Consider the following 18,512-nt stretch of genomic DNA (forward strand, 5'->3'; position numbering starts at 1 on the left):
CAACGGCGCCTCTCGGGCCCGGTGGCACCACCCCCCAGGTCATCCCTTCGACAGGGGGGAACAGCCATGCCGGGCCCGGAGGCCAGCGGTCCCATTGCAGGACCGCAGAAAACATAACGGGGGAGAGAGAACGCGCCCGTGCCACGCAGGAAACCACTCATAGCTTCCGCTGTCCTCGCAGTCCTGCTTGGCAGCCTCGGCACCAGCCCCGCCCACGCGGATACGAGCACCGCTCTGTACGTCGACGATGCGTCTGCCATGTGCAGCGACACCGGCCCTGGTTCCCAGGCGGAACCCTTCTGCCGGTCGGAGCCAGCGCGGTGCTGGTCAACCTCACCGGCACCGGGCCGACCACCGGCACCCACCTCACCGCCTACGGCGACGGCAGTCTGCCGAACGTCTCCGACCTCAACCTGACCACCGGCGAGACCCGTCCCGTCCTGGCCGTGGTCCCGCTCGATTCCAACGGCTACATCCACATCCACAATGCCAACGGCTCGGTCAGCGTCATCGCCGACCTCGAGGGCTACTTCGGCTGACCCCCCTCCGGCCCGCCGCCCTCCCGCCGAGGGCGGCGGCCCGCCCCATGGTGCTGAAGGAGCCTGCGATGTGCCTGTTGCGTGACATGCAAATGAGTGCACGAACACGGCATGGGCTGGATCACCGCGGCCCCGGGACTGGTCTCGGCGGTCCGCTCGGCGAAGCAGTTCCTGACCTACGTCTCCTCCGGCCCCTTCCAGTACGCGGTCGCCGAGGCGCTGGCGCTCCCCGACAGCTACTTCACCGCCTTCCGCGAGGACATGCCGGCCAAGCGGGACCTGCTGGCTGCGGGGCTCGCCGAGGCGGGCTTCGAAGTGTTCCGGTCCGCGGGCACCCACTTCATCACCACCGGCATCCGCCCCCTCGGCGAGAAGGACGGCTTCGCCTTCTGCCGCGCGCTGCCCGAGCGGGCGGGTGTCGTCGCCATCCCCAACGCCGTCTTCTACGACCACCGCGAGGCGGGCGCGCCCTTCGTCCGCTTCGCGCTCTGCAAGCGGGACGAGGTTCTCACCGAGGCCACCCGCCGCCTGCGACGCCTCGCGTCATCGGGCCTCAAGGAAACGAACCAGCCTTCGCCGTAACGGCACGGGCCGCCCGACCCACCGTCCCCGACCGAGACGATCTCTGCAGGCGCCGCCCGGCCCACAGCCAGGCAGCCCCCTCAGCGAGATCTTCGTGCGCCTGTTAGGCCAGGTGCACCTCCAGTGCCGCCCGCACGCCGGACTCGACGGCACCCTCGATCCACGACGGCTTGACCGAGGTGTGGTCCCCGGCGAAACGCAGCGGGCCTTCGGGGGCGCGGATGTGCCCGAGGAGTTCGGTGTGCTGGCCGGGGAGCAGAACGGACGCCTCACCGTACGCGTACGGATCGCGCAGCCAGCTCTGGGTGCGGCCTGCACCGGTGTAGAACACCTCCACCCGCTGTCCGTAGACCTGCTGCAGGCCGCGCAGGGCGTACGGGTAACGGGCCTCGTCGTCGAAGGAGTCCCAGCGGGAGGCGTCGTCGGCCCAACAGTAGGAGGCCAGCACGACGCCTCCCTTGCTGCCGGGAACAGGGTGCGACGGGTTGATCATGAAGCGGTTGGAGTTGTCGGAGACCGACCCGCCACCGATGATGTGAGCAGCCTCGGGCTGGTCGCGGCCCACCCAGCGGTTGGCGGCGTAGTGGGCACGTTGTGCCGAGCTGATGTGACCGCGCGGCACAGAGGGGTGCGCCCCGAGCAGGCTGCCGTCGGCGGGCGCCTTGCCGCGCAGATAGTCCTGGTGCAAACCAGGCCGTACGGTGTCGAGTTCGCGTTTCCAGTCGGCCTCGGTGAACTCCCACCAGCGGCGGCTGAACTCCAGCAGTACCTTGGTCGCGCTGTCGTAGTGCAGCTCGGCGACGGCACGGCGCTTGCCGTATGCCATCAGCGGGCTGATCTGCACCTGTCGCAGCCCGGAGAACGGCACGGTGACGATCGCCAGGTCACCGGTGAACTGCTCGCGCACCACCGTGCCGTCGCGGCCCTCCGACACGGTGTCGATCCACACGTGCGGGCCGTCCCGGCGCACATGCGAGGTGTCGTCGGCACCGGGCTCATGCTGTCGTTCGGCGTCCCAGTACTCGATGTGCGTGGCGCGCCGGTCGCGGCGCAGCACGTCGGACACCTGCCGCAGCAGCGCGTCCGGCAGTGTCGCCGTGCCGCCGACCAGCTCCCAGAAGGCGGTGCCCGGGCTGATCAGGGACTGGCTGATGAAGCTGTGGATGAAGGACAGCGGTAGCCGCGAGGTCAGGTTCTCCAGCGTGCCGACCAGGTCGATGGTGCGCTCGTCGAAACCGGCCTGCTCGGTCAGGAACCGGTACATGGACCAGTCGCCGTAGCGTTGGACGACCCGTGCCCAGCCCCGCACCCGCTCCGGCAGGGGTTTGTCGACGCGCTTGCCGTCGGGCCCGACCGTGCTGAACTCGTCGCGTACGGGATCGAGGGCATCGCCGAGGATCTTCGAGGAGGGGGTGTCCCAGTACTTGCGGGGTACTCCGAAGGACTGGTTGACGCGGCGGGGGGATCCGGCGTACTCGGAGCGGCGTACGCGGATGCCGTTGACGTGCAGCCATGCGTGGTTGACGGGTTTGCCGGATCCGTCGACGTCGACGAGGTGGAACGGGCGCTTCTCGAGACCGAGTTGCTCGATCAGGTGCATGACCAGCGGGTGGCTGCCGGGGATACGCATGGCGCCGGCCTCCGCGTACTGCCGCGGATCCGCGAACGGCTGCGCGGCGTGCTCGTGGCCACCGGTGCGGAAGGTCTTGATACGTCCGCCGACCCGGTTGCCGTTGGCCTCCAGCAGCGTCACCTGGTATCCGGCGCGCTTGAGCAGCCAGGCGGCGACGAGGCCGGCCGGACCGGCACCCACGACCAGGACCTTCTTGGCGGCTCTGGTCCGGGCGCGGGGCAGCCCGGAACCGAGGATCTTCTCGTACGTAGGCACGAGGGGCCTGTCGTGGGCGTCGACCACCAGCAGCGCGCGGGCGACGGCAAGACAGGTGTCCCAGTCGGCGGTGGAGCGGGAGGGGGCCCGCTCCGGGACAGCGGGGGCGGCAGGGGTGGCCGGTGCCGCGGCGGCCGGCTCGGCGGTGCCCAGTCCGAGGACGGTGACGCCGGCGGCTGTGCCGGTGGCGGTGGTGAAACGCCGCCGGGACAACGGCAGTTGGCTGGCTGCGGTGCGGAGTTCATGCATACGTCCTGGATAGGGCGCGCCAGAGTGCCGCGTACGGGAGATGATCAACGCTCACCCGAACGTGCGAGCGCGGGGAGGCTCGACACCCCGCCCGCAGCGCACGCGTGCGGAACGGATGCTTCCGCGCACGCCGCACACGTCCGGCGGCCGAAGGCCCGCGGTTGGCGCGCACTGTCCCTGCTGCCTGCTCAAGCCCGACCACGCCCTACAACGGGGGTGCCAACGGCACGGCCGTTGCCGGGAGCCCTTCGTCAGCGGGCGTCCGCCTCGGGCTCCGGGCGCGGGAGTTCGTCGAGGTCGAGGGTGAAGGTGCGGCCGTCGGCCAGGGGGATGGGGAGCTTGCCCGTGCCGTACTTGTGGGTGTGTGCCGCGATGTAACCGGTGGCGGTCGGCTGGGTATGGAGAACGACTTCCTCGGCGTAGGGGTCCACGACCAGGTAGATCGGAATTCCGTAGCGGCCGTACTTCGCGGTGCAGTCGTCGTAGTCCTTGCGTGCGGAAGAGGTCGAGACGACCTCGGAGATCAGCAGGACGTCCTCGAAGCTGTAGCGCTTGCCTTCCCGGCGGGCGTCCTCCCGAAGGATCGCCAGATCGGGGGCGGAGTTCTCGTCGGCGGGGAAGTCGAGGTAGACGTCCGAGGCAGTCTTCGCGTGGCGCCCGAGGGACACGACCGTGTCGTATTGCATCGACTTGATCGTGCTTGAGTGCTCGAAGCTCTGCGGAGTCATGATCACCTTTCCGTCAGCTCCGAACAGGACCGTGTACCCCCTGGGGAACTCGGTGTGCACGATCGCATCGACGCTCATCGACGGCTCCTTCCCGTGTGTGGTCAGGATACGGCGGACAGCGCCGTGTCACCGAGCCCGGCGGTACGGCCGCGAGATGCCTTCGGGCCGTGCATCACGGGACACGAACAGCAGACGGCTCACCGGCTGTGCTGGATATGCCCCTGGTGGGCTTGTGCGCGACACGCGAATGAGTGCACGAACGAGGCGTCGCCTGGATCACCGCGGCCCCGGGACTGGTCTCGGCGGTCCGCTCGGCGAAGCAGTTCCTGACCTACGCCTCCTCCGGCCCTTCCAGTACGCCGTCGCCGAGGCACTGCGCTTGCCCGACTCGTACTTCGACGAGTTCCGAGCCGACATGCGCGCCAAGCGGGACCTGCTGGCGGGCGGCCTGGACCAGGCGGGCTTCAAGGTATTCCGCCCGGCCGGCACCTACTTCATCACCACCGACATCCGCCCCCTCGGCGAGAACGACGGCTTCGCCTTCTGCCGCGCCCTCCCCGAGCGGGCCGGCGTCGTCGCCATCGCGAACGCCGTGTTCTACGACCACCGCGAGGCCGGCGCCCCGTTCGTCCGGTTCGCGTTCTGCAAGCGGACAGTGGTGCTGCAGGAGGCGGTGCAGCGGGTCAAGGCCGCAGCGGGCTGATCCGAGGCGCGTCACGCCGCCACGCCGAGCGCCGCGAAACCGTACCCGGCCGGACGCCCAGCGCTCGCGCATGGCCGGTTCGCCCTGCAATGTGCCGGTGTGACCCACGCCAGTACCCTCGCTCGTACCTCGGTCGCCGAGCCCGGCGCCCAGGGCCGTGTCCATGTGTCCCGGGTGGCCCCCATGGCCACCGCGCTCGGCCTGTTCCTGGCCGTCCGGCTGCTCGGCGTCGCCACGCTCGCCCTGGTGGCCCGGGCGACGACCGGGCGGGACGCGCTCGGGCTGCTCGGGCGGTCCTGGGACTCCGTGTGGTACCTGGAGATCGCCGCCCACGGGTACGGCCGCATCCAGCACCCCCGGACGGGCGCCGTCTTCAGCGACACGGCGTTCTTCCCGCTCTACCCGGCGCTGGTACGGGCCGTGAACGCCGTGAGCCCGCTGGGCGGGGGCGCGTCCGGGCTGCTGGTGTCCTGGACCGCGGCCGCCGTCGCCGCCTGCGGGATCTACGCGGTCGGTGCCCGGCTGCACGGGCGGGCCGTCGCGATCGCGCTGGTGGTGCTGTGGGCGCTGCTGCCGCACTCCGTGGTGCTGTCCATGGGGTACACCGAGCCCGTGCTGACCGCGTTCGCCGCCTGGTCGCTGTACGCGGTGCTCGCCGGGCGGTGGCTGTGGGCGGGCTCGCTGGCCGCGCTGGCGGGGCTGGCCCGGCCCAACGGGTGCGCGGTCGCGGCGGCCGTGCTCGCGGCGGCGGTCTGCGAGGTGTGGCGGCGGCGCGGAAGGGTTTCCCACAGGCTGTGGACGGGCGCTGCCCTCGCACCGGCCGGCTGGACCGCGTACGTCCTGTGGGTCGGGCACCGCGAGGGGAACCTGCTCGACGGGTACTTCGCCGTGCAGCGGCACTGGGGGTCCCGGTTCGACTTCGGGCACGGCTCGCTGCGGTTCGTACGGCACCTGCTGCTGCAGGGGGACCGGTTCGTCTTCCCGATGACGATGGTGATCGTGGCGGCGGGCGTCCTGCTGTTCGCCCTCCTCCTCGCCGACCGCGCCCCGCTCCCGCTCCTCGTCCACAGCGGCGTACTGCTGCTGATCGCCCTCGGCGGCTCCGGCTTCTTCGAGTCGAAGCCCCGCTTCCTGCTGCCCGCCTTCCCGCTCCTGCTGCCCCTCGCCCGGGCCCTCGTCCGCACGGCGAGAGCCCGGCCCTGGCACGCGACCGTGGTGGTCGGCGCCCTGGCCGGGCTCTCGTTCGTCTACGGGGCGTATCTGGTCGTGATCGCCCACATGCCCCTGTAGGGCGATGACGCTGTGGAAGCGGGCGGAGGACTACTCCTCGTCGTCCCCGGGCTTCTCGTCCGCCTCGTTGATCTCCTCTTCGAGGCCGAGCTGCTCGATGAGCCACTTGTCGAACTCGATGGCGGCCCGTACCCAGCTGACGGTGGAGGACACGAAGTGCTCCAGGCTGACGCCGGTGCCGATCAGCATCTGCGCCTCACCGATCAGACGGACCGTGCCGTCGTCGTGGGTGTGGCTGTAGACCTTGGGCCACAAGGTCCGCCGGTTCCAGTCGTCGATGGACTCCAGCAGCAGCTGCTTCTCGTCGATCTGGTGGGGCCGGTCGTAGAACGTCCGGACGGAGAAGACCTGCTGGTCCCCTTCACCGCGGAACATGAAGTACGTACGGAACTGCTCCCACGGCGCCGCGAGGTCACCCTCGTCGTCGACGACGTACTTGAGCTCCATCTGGTCGAGGAGCTGCTTCACGAGGTCCTGATCCGGGACGACGGGGCCCGCCGGTCCGCCGGGCTGCGGCTCGGGCTGGCCCCCGAAGTTCGGAATCGAGGACGGGTCGATGGACATACTTGGACACTCCTGCGGTCGTCTGGCTCGTCCGGCCATCGCTGAGACCAGACGTACATGCCCACCCTCTCTCTCTTGGACCGTGAGCGGCAAGCTGCCCTACCCGGGGCTGCCGCCGCGTGGCCGATCAGCGACGTGAGTACCGGAATCCCGGCCGCAGCCCCTTGTCCCGCCGAAGCTCCAGGAAGTGGCGCCGGGCTCCCTCCCGGCAGTCGATTCCGTCGGTGGCCTGCCGTTGCCGAGCCGCGGGGGACCACATGTGCGCTGTGCCCCACTGGTGCGTTCCCTCGCAGAAGCAGCGAACAGCAGCCTTACGGAGGAGGGCCGCCCTGGCCTCCCAGCGGCTGGTTGCTTGTGCGACAGCGGCGGTGAGGTTCACATGCACTCGGCAGCTTGAGCCGCTCCGGCGCCCACCGGTATCCGTCCGTCGCAGCGCGATGGTGAGTGCCTCGTCTGCCGCTGCCCGCGCTGCGCCTGGCCGGCGCCTTCACACTGTTCACGGTGTGGGTGCCGGCCGGCCCCGGGGAGCCCCCGCGGGGCTCCCCGGGCCACGCTCAGAGGGTCTTTCCGGTGGCCGGTCCCACGATCAGCCCCTCCCCGAACGCGTCCACCCGGACCGTGTCGCCGTCCTTGACCTCGCCGGAGAGGATCTCCTTGGCCAGGCGGTCGCCGATGGCGGTCTGGACGAGGCGGCGCAGGGGGCGGGCGCCGTAGGCCGGGTCGTTGCCCTCGTCGGCGAGCCAGGCCAGCGCCTCGTCGGTGATCTCCAGGGTGAGGCGGCGCTCCGCGAGGCGCTTCGCCAGCCGGTCGATCTGGAGCCGGGCGATGCGGCCGAGCTCGTCCTTGGACAGGGCCGAGAAGACCACGAGGTCGTCGAGGCGGTTGAGGAACTCCGGCTTGAAGGACGTCCGGACGACCTCCAGAACCTGCTCCTTCTTCTCCTCCTCGCCGGTCAGCGGATCGACCAGGAACTGGCTGCCCAGGTTCGAGGTCAGCACGAGGATCGTGTTGCGGAAGTCGACCGTGCGGCCCTGGCCGTCCGTCAGACGGCCGTCGTCCAGCACCTGGAGGAGGACGTCGAAGACCTCGGGGTGGGCCTTCTCGACCTCGTCCAGCAGGACGACGGAGTACGGACGCCTGCGCACCGCTTCGGTGAGCTGGCCGCCCTCCTCGTAGCCGATGTAGCCGGGCGGGGCGCCGACCAGGCGGGCCACGCTGTGCTTCTCGCCGTACTCCGACATGTCGATGCGGACCATGGCCCGCTCGTCGTCGAAGAGGAAGTCGGCGAGGGCTTTCGCCAGTTCGGTCTTGCCGACGCCCGTCGGGCCGAGGAAGAGGAAGGAGCCGGTCGGGCGGTCCGGGTCGGCGATGCCGGCGCGGGTGCGGCGGACGGCGTCCGAGACCGCCTGCACGGCCTCCTGCTGGCCGATCAGCCGGCGGCCCAGCTCCTCCTCCATGCGCAGGAGTTTCTGGGTCTCGCCCTCCAGGAGGCGGCCGGCGGGGATGCCGGTCCAGGCGGCGACGACGTCCGCGATGTCGTCGGAGCCCACCTCGTCCTTGACCATCGTGTCCCTGGAGACCTCCTCCTCGGCCTCCGAGGCGGCCTCCAAGTCCCTTTCCAGGGCGGGGATCTCGCCGTACAGCAGCTTGGAGGCGGTGTCGAAGTCGCCGTCGCGCTGGGCCCGTTCGGCCGTGCCCCGCAACTCGTCCAGCTTCTCCTTGAGTTCACCGACGCGGTTGAGGGACTGCTTCTCCTTCTCCCAGCGGGCGGTCAGGCCCCGCAGTTCCTCCTCCTTGTCGGCGAGGTCGCGGCGCAGCCGCTCCAGGCGCTCGCGGGAGGCCGGGTCGGTCTCCTTGACCAGGGCGAGCTCCTCCATCTTCAACCGGTCGACGGCGCGCTGGAGTTCGTCGATCTCGACGGGAGAGGAGTCGATCTCCATACGCAGGCGGGAGGCCGCCTCGTCGACCAGGTCGATGGCCTTGTCGGGGAGGAAGCGGGAGGTGATGTAGCGGTCGGAGAGGGTGGCGGAGGCGACCAGGGCGCTGTCGGCGATCTGGACCTTGTGGTGGGCCTCGTAGCGGCCCTTGAGTCCGCGCAGGATCGCGATGGTGTCCTCGACCGTGGGCTCGGAGACCAAGACCTGCTGGAAGCGGCGCTCCAGTGCCGGGTCCTTCTCGACGCGCTCGCGGTACTCGTCGAGGGTCGTGGCGCCGACCATGCGCAGCTCGCCGCGGGCCAGCATCGGCTTCAGCATGTTGCCGGCGTCCATGGCGGAGTCGCCGCCGGCGCCCGCGCCGACGACGGTGTGCAGCTCGTCGATGAACGTGATGATCTGGCCGTCCGAGTCCTTGATCTCGGCCAGGACGGTCTTCAGCCGCTCCTCGAACTCGCCGCGGTACTTCGCGCCCGCGACCATCGCGCCGAGGTCCAGCGCGACCAGCCGCTTGTTCTTGAGGGACTCCGGTACGTCGCCCTTGACGATCCGCTGGGCGAGTCCCTCGACGACGGCGGTCTTGCCGACGCCGGGCTCGCCGATGAGGACCGGGTTGTTCTTCGTACGGCGCGACAGCACCTGTACGACACGGCGGATCTCCTGGTCGCGGCCGATGACCGGGTCGAGCCGGCCCTCGCGTGCCGCGGCCGTGAAGTCCGTGCCGAACTTCTCCAGGGCCTTGTACTGGCCCTCCGGATCGGCTGTGGTCACCCGGCGTCCTCCCCTCGCCTGCTGGAAGGCCGCCTGCAGCTTCTTCGCACCGGCCCCCTGCCCGGACAGTACGTCACCCGCGGCGCCGCCCTTCGCGGCGATGCCGATGAGCAGGTGCTCGGTGGAGAGGTACTCGTCGCCGAGGTCCCTGGCGCGCTCGGTGGCGTCGGCGATCACGGAGAGCAGCTCGCGGCCCGGCTGCGGGGGCGCGACGGTCGAGCCGGTCACGCTGGGCAGGCCGGCGAGGATCTTCTCCGCGCCGGCGCGGACGGCCGCCTGGTCGGCGTCGACGGCGGCCAGCAGGTCGGTGATGTTCTCGTTGTCCTGGCCCTGCAGCAGGGCCAGGAGCAGGTGCGCCGGAGTGAGGTCGGCGTGCCCGTCGGTCAGGGCCCGCTGCTCGGCCGCCCTGAGGGCGTCCCGGCTCCGGTTGGTCAGCTCGGCGTCCACTGTCGCGTTCTCCTCCTGATGTCAGCCGTCCGCCACAAGTCCCAGTCAGCCCCAGTACTGACTCAGTCAGCGTACACAAAGTTGAGTCTATTCCACTCAAGGCGGCGGCCGGGAGAGTCCGGGGGCTAAGTTCCGGAGCCATGGCGACCTATTCGCAGGACCCCGGCGCACCCGACGCCGCGTACCTCGACTTCTGGCGGGAACGGCACCTGTGCACGCTGACGACCCCACGCCCGGACGGCAGCCCGCACGTGGTGCCCGTCGGGGTCACATACGATCCCGGCGCCGGTCTTGCTCGGGTGATCACGAACAGGACGAGCACCAAGGTGCTGAACGTGCTGGCCGCCGGCGACGAGGGCGCCCGGGTCGCGGTGTGCCAGGTGGACGGCCGCCGCTGGGCGACCCTGGAGGGCCGGGCCGTGGTACGGACCGAGCCGGAGCGGGTCGCTGAGGCCGTGCGGCGGTACGCGGAGCGCTACCGGCGCACGCCCGGGCCGAACCCGTCACGTGTGGTGATCGAGATCGAACTGACGAGGGCGATGGGCCTCGCATGACGGCCGTCACGGCCGTGACGGCCGTGACGGAGGGGGCTGTTTTCGGCCAGCGCACTGCGATGGCCGAATATGCCGATACCCGGAAATATCCCGTAAAACTGCAGCGGCGTCACCGTGTTCAGGTCACGGTGACGCCGCTGCGGGGGGAAGCACCTGAGCGAACTGTTACGACGGGGGATTCGCGTCAGGCACTGCGGGGGGTGGCTGCGATGGTCCGAACATCGGGGGTTTCCGGTTCCACCAGCCGGTGGTCTCGTTGGTCGAGGTTCACAAAGATCATTCCGTACCGAATGGCACATCGCACTGGCTGCGGCGCCCCCCGAGGCCGCCGCAGACACCGGTACGCCCGTACGTCCTCGTCCTCGTCGCGCGTGACCACGACCGGCTCGCCGAACACGGTCACCATCAGCGAGTCACCGGAGTGGGGGATCGCGGTGACAAGGTCGATGAAGTGCCAGCCGGAGCGGTAGGCCGTGGCCATTTCGCGTCGGAAGGAGCGGTCGTCCGGTGGGATGGTCACGTCGTCAGCTCCCAGCGCTGTCTTGGGTGCTGGACTCGACGACCGCCGGCCAATGGGAGTCCGCGAGCGTGACGGACTGGGCGGCCGCAGGCCAATGGGAGTCCGCTCGAGTGCTCTCCCCCACATGGGAGGTACCGCCCAGCACTCCGAGTCCCACGACGGCGGAGAGGGCGGCAACAAGCACCGAGCGAAGCATTCTGTTCCGCATAGTCGGCTTCGTCCTCACTTGAAAGTCTCCTCTTCCCCCGTCGGATAAGACGATGGCTCATTCGAACACGTCATGGCCACAGGATCGATGCATCATGTTCCTGCATGTTCAGGACCCTGGGGGGTGGAGATTTCATGGCAAATCGGGCTAAGGCGGCGCATCCCCATGCGGTGACCGAAATCTGCGAGGAGGGTGGCCGCCTTTATGCGAACGCCCTGCGCATGGGACGGATCGCCCGAGCGGAGGCGGAGTCCGCCCCCTGTCTGATGGAGTTCGCCCTTCTCCACCCCGACCCGGACGATGCGGACTGGCTGCGGCCCGTGCCGCCGTTCGCCGCGCTGGCCGAGCGGCTGCACCCCATCGAGCGCGAGATCACAGAGCGCCGCCGGTTGTCCATGGAGCTCGCGGACGCATTCGAGCCGTTCATGGCGCTCAGCGCCCAGGCCACGGTGACCGACGACTCGATCACCGTGCTGGAGGGGGGAAAGCGGATCAATGCGGCGCTCAACCTGGCCACCGCCCAGTGCCAGAGCGAGATGCTCACCATCCAGCCGAGCGACGACCGCTTCTCCGAGCGCAGCCTCATGCAGGGACTGGAACGAGACAAGCCGCTGATCGAACGCGGCGTGCGAATCCGGACGCTGTACCAGCACACGGCCCGCTACAGCCAGGAGAAGCTGGCCTACGTGGCCCAGCTCTCCAACGGCAAAGTGGAGTACCGCACCATCGACGAGGTGGTGGAACGCCTCATCATCTGCGACGAGACCGTCGCCTTCATCCCCGCCCGCGACGACCAGCAGGTCGCCCTGGAGCTCCGCCATCCCGGCCTGATCCGCTACCTGGTCAGAGTCTTCGAGTTCATGTGGGGCCGGTCCGTCCCGCTGAACGCGGGCGCCCCCTACGAGCCCGCGGCCGGCGGCATCACCGACATCCAGCACTCCATAGCCAAGCTGCTCGTGGAAGGCCACGTGGACGAGGCGATCGCGCGCCGCCTGGGTATGAACGTCCGCACCTGCCGCGCCCACATAGCCAAGCTGGCCACGGCCCTGGGCAGCGGCAGCCGGGCCCAACTCGGCTTCCTGATAGCGCAGTCGGGAATCCTGGACCCCGAGAAGTGACCCGAGCGAAGGGGAGTGCGGTGATGCCGGCGAGGCATCCGGAACACCCGCGTCCACATCGCCGAACTGGCGGCCGCACTGGGCAGCGAGAGCCGGGCGCAGCTCGGCCACCTCATCGGGCAGTCGGGGATTCTTGACCCGGAAGGGTGACCGAGGGAGTGACGTCCGCCGGCTGGCGGGGCCCGTCGAGGCCCACCTGGGCGATGCGGACGCCGAGTTGGGTGCGGCTTGCCGCGCCGAGGGTCTCGGACAGCCGCGCGATATGGGCACGGCAGGTGCGCACGCTTATGCCGAGCCGCTCCGCGATCACCGCGTCCTGGTGGCCCTCCGCGAGGAGCGCCGCGATGGACTGCTCACGGTGCGAGATGCCCTCGATGCCGGTGTCGGGCAGCGGCGCGGTCAGCGGGATCGCCAGGCGCCACAGCCGTTCGAAGACCGTGACCAGGTACTCGACCAGCGCCGGGTGGCGCAGCTCCAGCGCCAGGGTGCGGTCCGCGTTCGCGGGGATGAACGCCACCGTACGGTCGAAGAGGATCAGCCGGTCGATCACCTCGTCGAGGGTCCGGGCCTCGACCGAACCTCCCATCAGCTCAAGGTAGTTGAGCAGCCCCTGCCCGTGCCGGGCCACATGGGTGTACAGGTCGCGCATCCGCACGCCCCGCCCGCGCAGCGCCAGCGCCCGGTGCAGACCCTCGGTCAGCTCGTGCTCGGGGCGGATGCCGCCGGGCTGGACCGTGAGGACCTCCGTGGTGCAGGCCTCCGTCGCCTGGTCCATGGCGGCCTGGATGCGGGAGAGCCCGTCGAGGACGCGGATCGCGGCGCCCTCCGCGCCGGGGCCCGCCTGCGTGGCGGGGCCGAGTCCGGCGTACCGCTCGACGGCGGAGACCGCAGCGCCGACCCGCCGCTGGCTCGCGCTGACCTCGTCGTAGACCCCGCGCAGCAGTCTGGTCATGACCTCCTGCGGGGACGTCGGGACCAGCCAGTCCATGTCGTCCGGGTCAGGGTGCAGCAGGGCCAGCTCCAGCAGGCACGGCACCGGTTCGGCGTCCCGGCGCGCCACCCGGCCCCGCCGTACGGCCCGGGAGTACACGCGGTCCCCGGCGTCGCACAGCCGGTCGGCACCGTGCGGATGCTCATCCGTCCCGTGCCCGGCCATCGCCCATCCCACCCCCGGTTCCAGCGTCTGTCGCAGCGCAACTATGCGCGGCCCGGACCAGCTCCGCAACACGGCTCGGCGCGAACTGAGCGCCCGAAAACACCTGTACGTCCGGCTATTTCCCGCGCCCCGCAAGAGGCGCGGGGCCGTCTCCATTTGCGGCTCCGCGGCGTGGGCGCGAGCAACCACGACCGAGCCGCAGAAACCGGCGACACATCCCGGCACAGCTGGCGAAGCGCCACGCAAGCTACCGGAAACGAGCCAGTGATCACCCCGTTACACACCGCCTCTAACGTCCCCTCATGGCGGACATATTTGACGCGTACGCGTTGGCCGACGCGTGGGACGAGATGTTTGAGCGGCCGGGTGAGGTCAGAACCGCCTACGAGCCGGTACTGGCAGCACTACAGCCCATCGAGCCGAGCGAACTCCGGTTCCGGGCCGACCAGATGGCGCGCGCCTTCACCGACCGCGGCGTGACCTACGCCTTCGCGGGCGAGGAGCGCCCCTGGCCGCTGGACCTGGTGCCCCGCATCCTCGACGCCCTCGAATGGGATCTCATACAACGCGGGGTGAGCCAGCGGGTCAGGGCCCTGGAGGCCTACCTCGCCGACGCCTACGGACCCTGCCGCGCCTTCGAGGACGGCGTGGTGCCCTGGCGGCTGCTGCTCAACTCCCCGCACTTCCACCGGGCGGCGCAGGGGGTCGAGCCGCCGGGCGGCGTCCGTATCCACGTCGCGGGCATCGACCTCGTACGCGACGAGGCCGGGGACTTCCGGGTGCTGGAGGACAACGTGCGGGTGCCCAGCGGGGTCTCGTACGTCATCGAGAACCGCCGGGCCATGACCCGGATCTTCCCGTCCCTGTTCGCGGAACAGCACGTCGTGCCCGTCGACGGCTACGCGCAGAGACTGCTCGCCGCCCTCCGCGCAGCCGCACCCGACGGCGCTCAGGACCCGCGGGTCGTCGTCCTCACCCCGGGCCCCAGCAACGCCGCCTACTTCGAACACGCCCTGCTCGCCCGGCTGATGGGCGTGCAGCTGGTCGAGGGGCACGACCTGGTCTGCCGGGGCAACCGCGTCTGGATGCGCACCACGCGCGGCGAGGTGCCCGTCCATGTCGTATACCGGCGCCTGGACGACGACTTCCTGGACCCGCTCCACTTCCGGCCCGACTCGGTGATCGGCTGCCCCGGCGTCATGGGCGCCGCCATGGCGGGCAACGTCACACTCGCGAACGCCGTGGGCAACGGGATCGCCGACGACAAGCTGCTCTACACCTACGTCCCGGACCTGATCCGCTACTACCTCTCCGAAGAACCGATTCTCCCGAACGTCGAGTCCTACCGGCCCGACGAACCGGGACAGTTGGAGGCGGTCCTCGACCAGATCGACCAACTGGTCATCAAGCCCGTCGACGGCGCCGGAGGCCAGGGGATCGTGATCGGCCCCAAGGCCGACCAGGACACCCTGGAACGCACTCGCAAAGCCGTCACCGCCGACCCGCGCGGCTTCATCGCCCAGCGGCCCGTCGCCCTGTCCACCTCCCCCACCCTCGCCGGCGAGCGCCTGGCACCCCGTCACATCGACCTCAGGCCGTTCGCCGTGAACGACGGCAACGATGTCTGGGTGCTGCCCGGCGGGCTGACCCGTGTCGCCCTCCAGGAGGGCAACCTGATCGTCAACTCCAGCCAGGGCGGCGGCTCCAAGGACACCTGGGTGCTCGCGGAGGGCCCCGCCGAGCAGCCGGCGCCCGAACCGGCCGGCGCGCTGCCCTCCGTCGCCCCGCGCCGGCTCGGACCCGACGGCGCCCGCGCCGTCGTGCAGGAAGGGGCGCAGCAGCAGTGAACGACGTGATCCTCTCCCGTATCGCCGAATCCCTGACCTGGACCGGGCGTTACGTCGAGCGCGCCGACGCCACGGGCCGCATCCTCGACGCGTATCTGCACCGACTGCTGGAGGACCCCTGGCGCGACGAGGACACCGCCTGCCGGTCGTTGTACGCGATCCTCGGCATGGACGCGGGCGACGACGGCCCCTGCGACATGCAGCAGGTCCTGGACCAGCTGGCGTTCGACGCCCGCTCGACGGGCTCCATCGAGGGGGCGCTCGGCGCCGCCCGGCTGAACGCGCGCAGCGCCCGTGAGGCCATCTCCTCCGAGATGTGGGAGTGCCTCAACTCCACCTGGCACGCGCTGGCCGACCAGCGGATGGCGGCCCGCCGTACCGGCCCGTACGCCTATCTGGAGCTGGTGCGCCGCCGGGCCGCGCTCTTCTTCGGGCTCGCCGACTCGACCATGAGCCGGGACGACAGCTGGCGTTTCGTGGTGCTGGGACGCAGCCTGGAGCGGGTGGACATGACGGTACGGCTGCTGTCGGTGCGCGTGCTGGACGCCGTGCACGCACCCGACTGGCCGACACTGCTGAGCGCTTCGGGCGCGGATGAGGCGTATGCCCGGGTGTACGGCGGTTTCGGCGACACCCCGCGCGTGGCTGAATTCCTGCTCCTGGACCGGGACTTCCCGCGCTCGGCCCTGCATGCGCTGACCACGGCGGAAGAGTGCCTCACCGCTCTCGGCCGCCCCCGCCAGGACCCCGCGCGCCGCCCTATCGGCAGGCTCCGCACCCGTCTCGAATACCTGGACACGCACGCCCTGGAGAACCAGCTGCCCGCCCTGCTGGGCGACCTGCAGCACGCCTGCATGGCGTCCGCGGACGCGGTGGCCGAGCGGTTCTTCCCGTACCAGGGGCCCATCGAGTGGGCCCAGGAAGGAGCGTGAGATGACCGCCGAACGCGTACGCCGCCTCCGTATCAAGCACACCACCCGGGTCTCCTACGCCCAGCCCGCGGCCTCCTCGCACAACGAGGTCCGCATGACCCCGCTGACGCTGCCGGGCCAGACGACCCTGGACGCCCGGGTCACCGTCAACCCCACCACCCCCACCTGGTCGTACTGGGACTACTGGGGCACCCAGGTCACCGGCTTCGACCTGATGGACCCGCACGGCGACCTCACCATCACGGCCTCCAGCCTGGTCGAGACGTCCCCGCCGGAGGCGCTGCCGCCCGCGCCCGCCTGGGCGGAGCTGGCCGAACGCACCACGAACTCCCGCCTGTTGGAGTTCGCGAGCCCGACCGGCCGTACGGCGGTCCCGGCGAGGCTGGTCAAGAAGGCGCGGAAGGCGGCGGCCGGCCTCGACCCGCACGAGACGGCGGTCGCGGTCTCCGCCCTGGTCGCCGACCGGGTCTCCTACCTCCCCGGCGCCACCAGCGTGAACACCTCGCCCGCGGAGGCCTGGGAGCAGGGCGCGGGTGTCTGTCAGGACATCACCCACCTCACCATCGCCCTGCTGCGGGGCGTGGGGCTGCCGGCCCGCTACGTCTCCGGCTACCTCCACCCGGAGCGGGAGGCGGAACTCCACCGGCCCGTCGCCGGGCAGAGCCACGCCTGGATCGAGTACTGGGCGGGCGACTGGTGCGGGTACGACCCCACCAACCGCACCCGCGCCGACGAGTCCCATGTCGTGGTGGCCCGTGGCCGCGACTACGACGACGTCACCCCGCACAAGGGCATCTACCGGGGTGTGGCGGGCGGTCCGCCGGAGGTGGCGGTGGTGTTCACGCGGGTGGGGTGAACTCTCCGCGGAGGTCCATGTGTCCGGAGGGCCGGAGGGCGGCTGCCGCCCTCCGGCCCTCCCGCCGTCACTTGAGACCGATCGCCGAGCACTCCGACGCGAACTTCGACGTGCAGATCTGGGAGACCTTGTAGATGCCGTCCGCGACGACCGTCGACTTGATGTTCTTCCTCGTCAGGGCGGTCACGGTGACGAGCTGCGCGGGGATGCCCTTGTTGGTGGGGCTGTCGACGGTGTCCTGGGTGAGGGCGTCGAACTCGATCTCCTTGCCCTGCACCTTGGCCACCGCCATCTGCGCGGCCGCCGCGGCCTCCTGCGGGTACGACTTGTACACGCTCATGTACTGCTCGCCCGAGACGATCCGCTGCACGGCCTCCAGCTGCGCGTCCTGGCCGGTGAGCGGCGGCAGCTTGGTGACGCCGGCGTTCTCCAGGGCCGTGACGATACCGCCGGCCATGCCGTCGTTGGCGGAGTAGACGCCGGCGATGTTGTTCTTGCCGATCGCCTCGATGGCCGCCTTCATGTTGGCCTGGGCGTTCTTCGGGTCCCAGTCCTTGGTGTCGTACGACTTGGCGATGGTCACCTTGCCGTTGAGCTCGGACAGGGCGCCCGCCTTGAACTGCTTGGCGTTCGGGTCGGTGGGCGAGCCGTTCATCATGACGATCTTGTCGGAGGTGTCGGCGTTGCTGCCCAGCGCCTCCAGCAGGGTGCGGCCCTGGACCTCGCCGACGAGCTCGTTGTCGAAGGAGATGTACGCGTCGATCGGGCCCTCGGCCAGCCGGTCGTAGGCGATGACCGGGATACCGGCGTCCTTCGCCTTCTGCACCTCACCGGCGATCGCGTGCGAGTCCACGGCGTCCAGCAGGATGATGTCGGCCTTGTCGTCGATCATCTTCTGCATCTGGGCCGCCTGCTTGGCCGCGTTCTGGCCGGCGTTCTGGTAGTCCACCCTGCCCTGCTGCTTGGTGAGCGAGGCGACCTGCTTCTTGATGATGGGGTAGTCGAAGTCCTCGTACCGCGTGTTGGCCGTCTCCGGCAGCAGCAGGCCGACGGTGACGTCGTTGCCCTTCGTGGGGCTCGCCGAGCTGCTGTCCCCCGACACGTTCAGCACGCCGCAGGAGGAGAGCGACAGAGTCATCGTGGACGCTGCGACGGCGATGGCGGTACGACGCGTGGGACGCATGGAGGAGCTCACTTCTGGTGTCTTCCGGTGTCTTCCGGACGCGGGCGCAACATGCGACCCAGGTGACTGAAAAGCCAACGCGGAGCGGCCCCCAGGCGTCAAGCGCAACTACTTAACGAGTGCGCAACGCAACACTCCGCCGACCATGTAAAGGCACGGCGGAAACGCCTCCAAAGGTTCTTTACGGACTCTCCATGCAACCGCAGGCAATCGGCAGGCAAAGATCCGTACAACCAACCCGATTCCTCGCTTGTCGTGATCACGGCGGGTTCAACCACGGCGGCTGGTGGGAGGACCGCCTCGCTCCGGCGGGCAAGGCGTCCTACTGCGTCGTCGCCGTGGACGCCGGCACGGGTGCCGAGTCGGCGCCCTCCACGGAGATCACCGTCGACCGGCTCCCTCTCCTGGGCACCGCCGTACAACGGGCCGTGCACGGCCACCGT

The 18,512-nt window shown here is 70.2% G+C and carries 14 protein-coding genes and 2 pseudogenes; 9 read left to right on the forward strand and 7 right to left on the reverse strand.

Annotation, left to right across the window (positions count from 1 at the left end; all coding sequences use genetic code 11):
- Positions 1-320 precede the first annotated feature (320 nt).
- Positions 321-539 carry a hypothetical protein gene (locus LJ657_RS45335; protein WP_232655579.1) on the forward strand — a complete coding sequence of 73 codons (219 nt, stop codon included), beginning with the start codon at positions 321-323 and terminating at the stop codon, positions 537-539.
- Positions 540-650: 111 nt separating this feature from the next.
- Positions 651-1,121, forward strand: a pseudogene (locus LJ657_RS45340) (aminotransferase class I/II-fold pyridoxal phosphate-dependent enzyme); the annotation flags it as partial.
- A gap of 103 nt (positions 1,122-1,224) precedes the next feature.
- Here LJ657_RS45340 and lgoX read toward each other — a convergent pair.
- On the reverse strand, positions 1,225-3,258 hold the full coding sequence (gene lgoX / locus LJ657_RS45345) for an L-glutamate oxidase LgoX (protein WP_232655580.1): 2,034 nt from the start codon (positions 3,256-3,258) through the stop codon (positions 1,225-1,227).
- Between the two features lie 251 nt (positions 3,259-3,509).
- A complete protein-coding gene (locus LJ657_RS45350) occupies positions 3,510-4,064 on the reverse strand; it encodes a Uma2 family endonuclease (protein WP_232655581.1) in 555 nt (184 codons plus the stop codon).
- 188 nt (positions 4,065-4,252) lie between these two features.
- Here LJ657_RS45350 and LJ657_RS45355 point away from each other — a divergent pair.
- Together LJ657_RS45355 and LJ657_RS45360 are read left to right on the forward strand one after the other, a co-directional pair.
- A pseudogene (locus LJ657_RS45355) lies at positions 4,253-4,689 on the forward strand (aminotransferase class I/II-fold pyridoxal phosphate-dependent enzyme); the annotation flags it as partial.
- A gap of 99 nt (positions 4,690-4,788) precedes the next feature.
- Positions 4,789-5,979, forward strand: coding sequence for a putative hexosyltransferase (locus LJ657_RS45360; protein ID WP_372488068.1), 1,191 nt, complete (start codon positions 4,789-4,791; stop codon positions 5,977-5,979).
- A 30-nt stretch (positions 5,980-6,009) separates the two neighbouring features.
- Here LJ657_RS45360 and LJ657_RS45365 read toward each other — a convergent pair whose 3' ends face one another.
- Positions 6,010-6,543: a YbjN domain-containing protein gene (locus tag LJ657_RS45365; RefSeq protein WP_232655582.1), complete on the reverse strand. Its 534-nt coding sequence runs from the start codon at positions 6,541-6,543 to the stop codon at positions 6,010-6,012.
- Positions 6,544-7,097: 554 nt separating this feature from the next.
- Complete coding sequence (clpB, locus tag LJ657_RS45370; RefSeq protein WP_232655583.1) at positions 7,098-9,695, reverse strand: ATP-dependent chaperone ClpB; 2,598 nt, start codon at positions 9,693-9,695, stop codon at positions 7,098-7,100.
- 140 nt (positions 9,696-9,835) lie between these two features.
- Between clpB and LJ657_RS45375 the strand changes: the two genes are divergently transcribed.
- Positions 9,836-10,249, forward strand: coding sequence for a pyridoxamine 5'-phosphate oxidase family protein (locus tag LJ657_RS45375; protein ID WP_232655584.1), 414 nt, complete (start codon positions 9,836-9,838; stop codon positions 10,247-10,249).
- Between the two features lie 184 nt (positions 10,250-10,433).
- Here LJ657_RS45375 and LJ657_RS45380 read toward each other — a convergent pair whose 3' ends face one another.
- Positions 10,434-10,730: a Rieske (2Fe-2S) protein gene (locus tag LJ657_RS45380; protein ID WP_232655621.1), complete on the reverse strand. Its 297-nt coding sequence runs from the start codon at positions 10,728-10,730 to the stop codon at positions 10,434-10,436.
- Between the two features lie 381 nt (positions 10,731-11,111).
- Here LJ657_RS45380 and LJ657_RS45385 point away from each other — a divergent pair, with 381 nt between their 5' ends.
- Positions 11,112-12,095, forward strand: a complete 984-nt coding sequence (locus LJ657_RS45385) for a helix-turn-helix domain-containing protein (protein ID WP_232655585.1) — start codon at positions 11,112-11,114, stop codon at positions 12,093-12,095.
- Positions 12,096-12,207: 112 nt separating this feature from the next.
- Here LJ657_RS45385 and LJ657_RS45395 read toward each other — a convergent pair whose 3' ends face one another.
- Positions 12,208-13,251: a helix-turn-helix transcriptional regulator gene (locus LJ657_RS45395; protein WP_232655586.1), complete on the reverse strand. Its 1,044-nt coding sequence runs from the start codon at positions 13,249-13,251 to the stop codon at positions 12,208-12,210.
- A gap of 302 nt (positions 13,252-13,553) precedes the next feature.
- Between LJ657_RS45395 and LJ657_RS45400 the strand changes: the two genes are divergently transcribed.
- From LJ657_RS45400 to LJ657_RS45410, 3 genes are read left to right on the forward strand one after another with little or no spacing between them, the layout of a single operon-like run.
- A complete protein-coding gene (locus LJ657_RS45400) occupies positions 13,554-15,098 on the forward strand; it encodes a circularly permuted type 2 ATP-grasp protein (RefSeq protein ID WP_232655587.1) in 1,545 nt (514 codons plus the stop codon).
- Positions 15,095-16,030, forward strand: a complete 936-nt coding sequence (locus LJ657_RS45405) for an alpha-E domain-containing protein (protein ID WP_232655588.1) — start codon at positions 15,095-15,097, stop codon at positions 16,028-16,030. The genes LJ657_RS45400 and LJ657_RS45405 overlap by 4 nt, the downstream gene beginning before the upstream one ends.
- A gap of 1 nt (position 16,031) precedes the next feature.
- On the forward strand, positions 16,032-16,886 hold the full coding sequence (locus LJ657_RS45410; protein ID WP_232655589.1) for a transglutaminase family protein: 855 nt from the start codon (positions 16,032-16,034) through the stop codon (positions 16,884-16,886).
- Positions 16,887-16,953: 67 nt separating this feature from the next.
- Here LJ657_RS45410 and LJ657_RS45415 read toward each other — a convergent pair whose 3' ends face one another.
- A complete protein-coding gene (locus tag LJ657_RS45415; RefSeq protein ID WP_232655590.1) occupies positions 16,954-18,069 on the reverse strand; it encodes a sugar ABC transporter substrate-binding protein in 1,116 nt (371 codons plus the stop codon).
- Positions 18,070-18,512 lie beyond the last annotated feature (443 nt).

Origin of the sequence: Streptomyces guryensis (assembly GCF_021261325.1) — a bacterium.
In the GTDB taxonomy this organism is placed as follows: Bacteria; Actinomycetota; Actinomycetes; order Streptomycetales; family Streptomycetaceae; genus Streptomyces; species Streptomyces guryensis.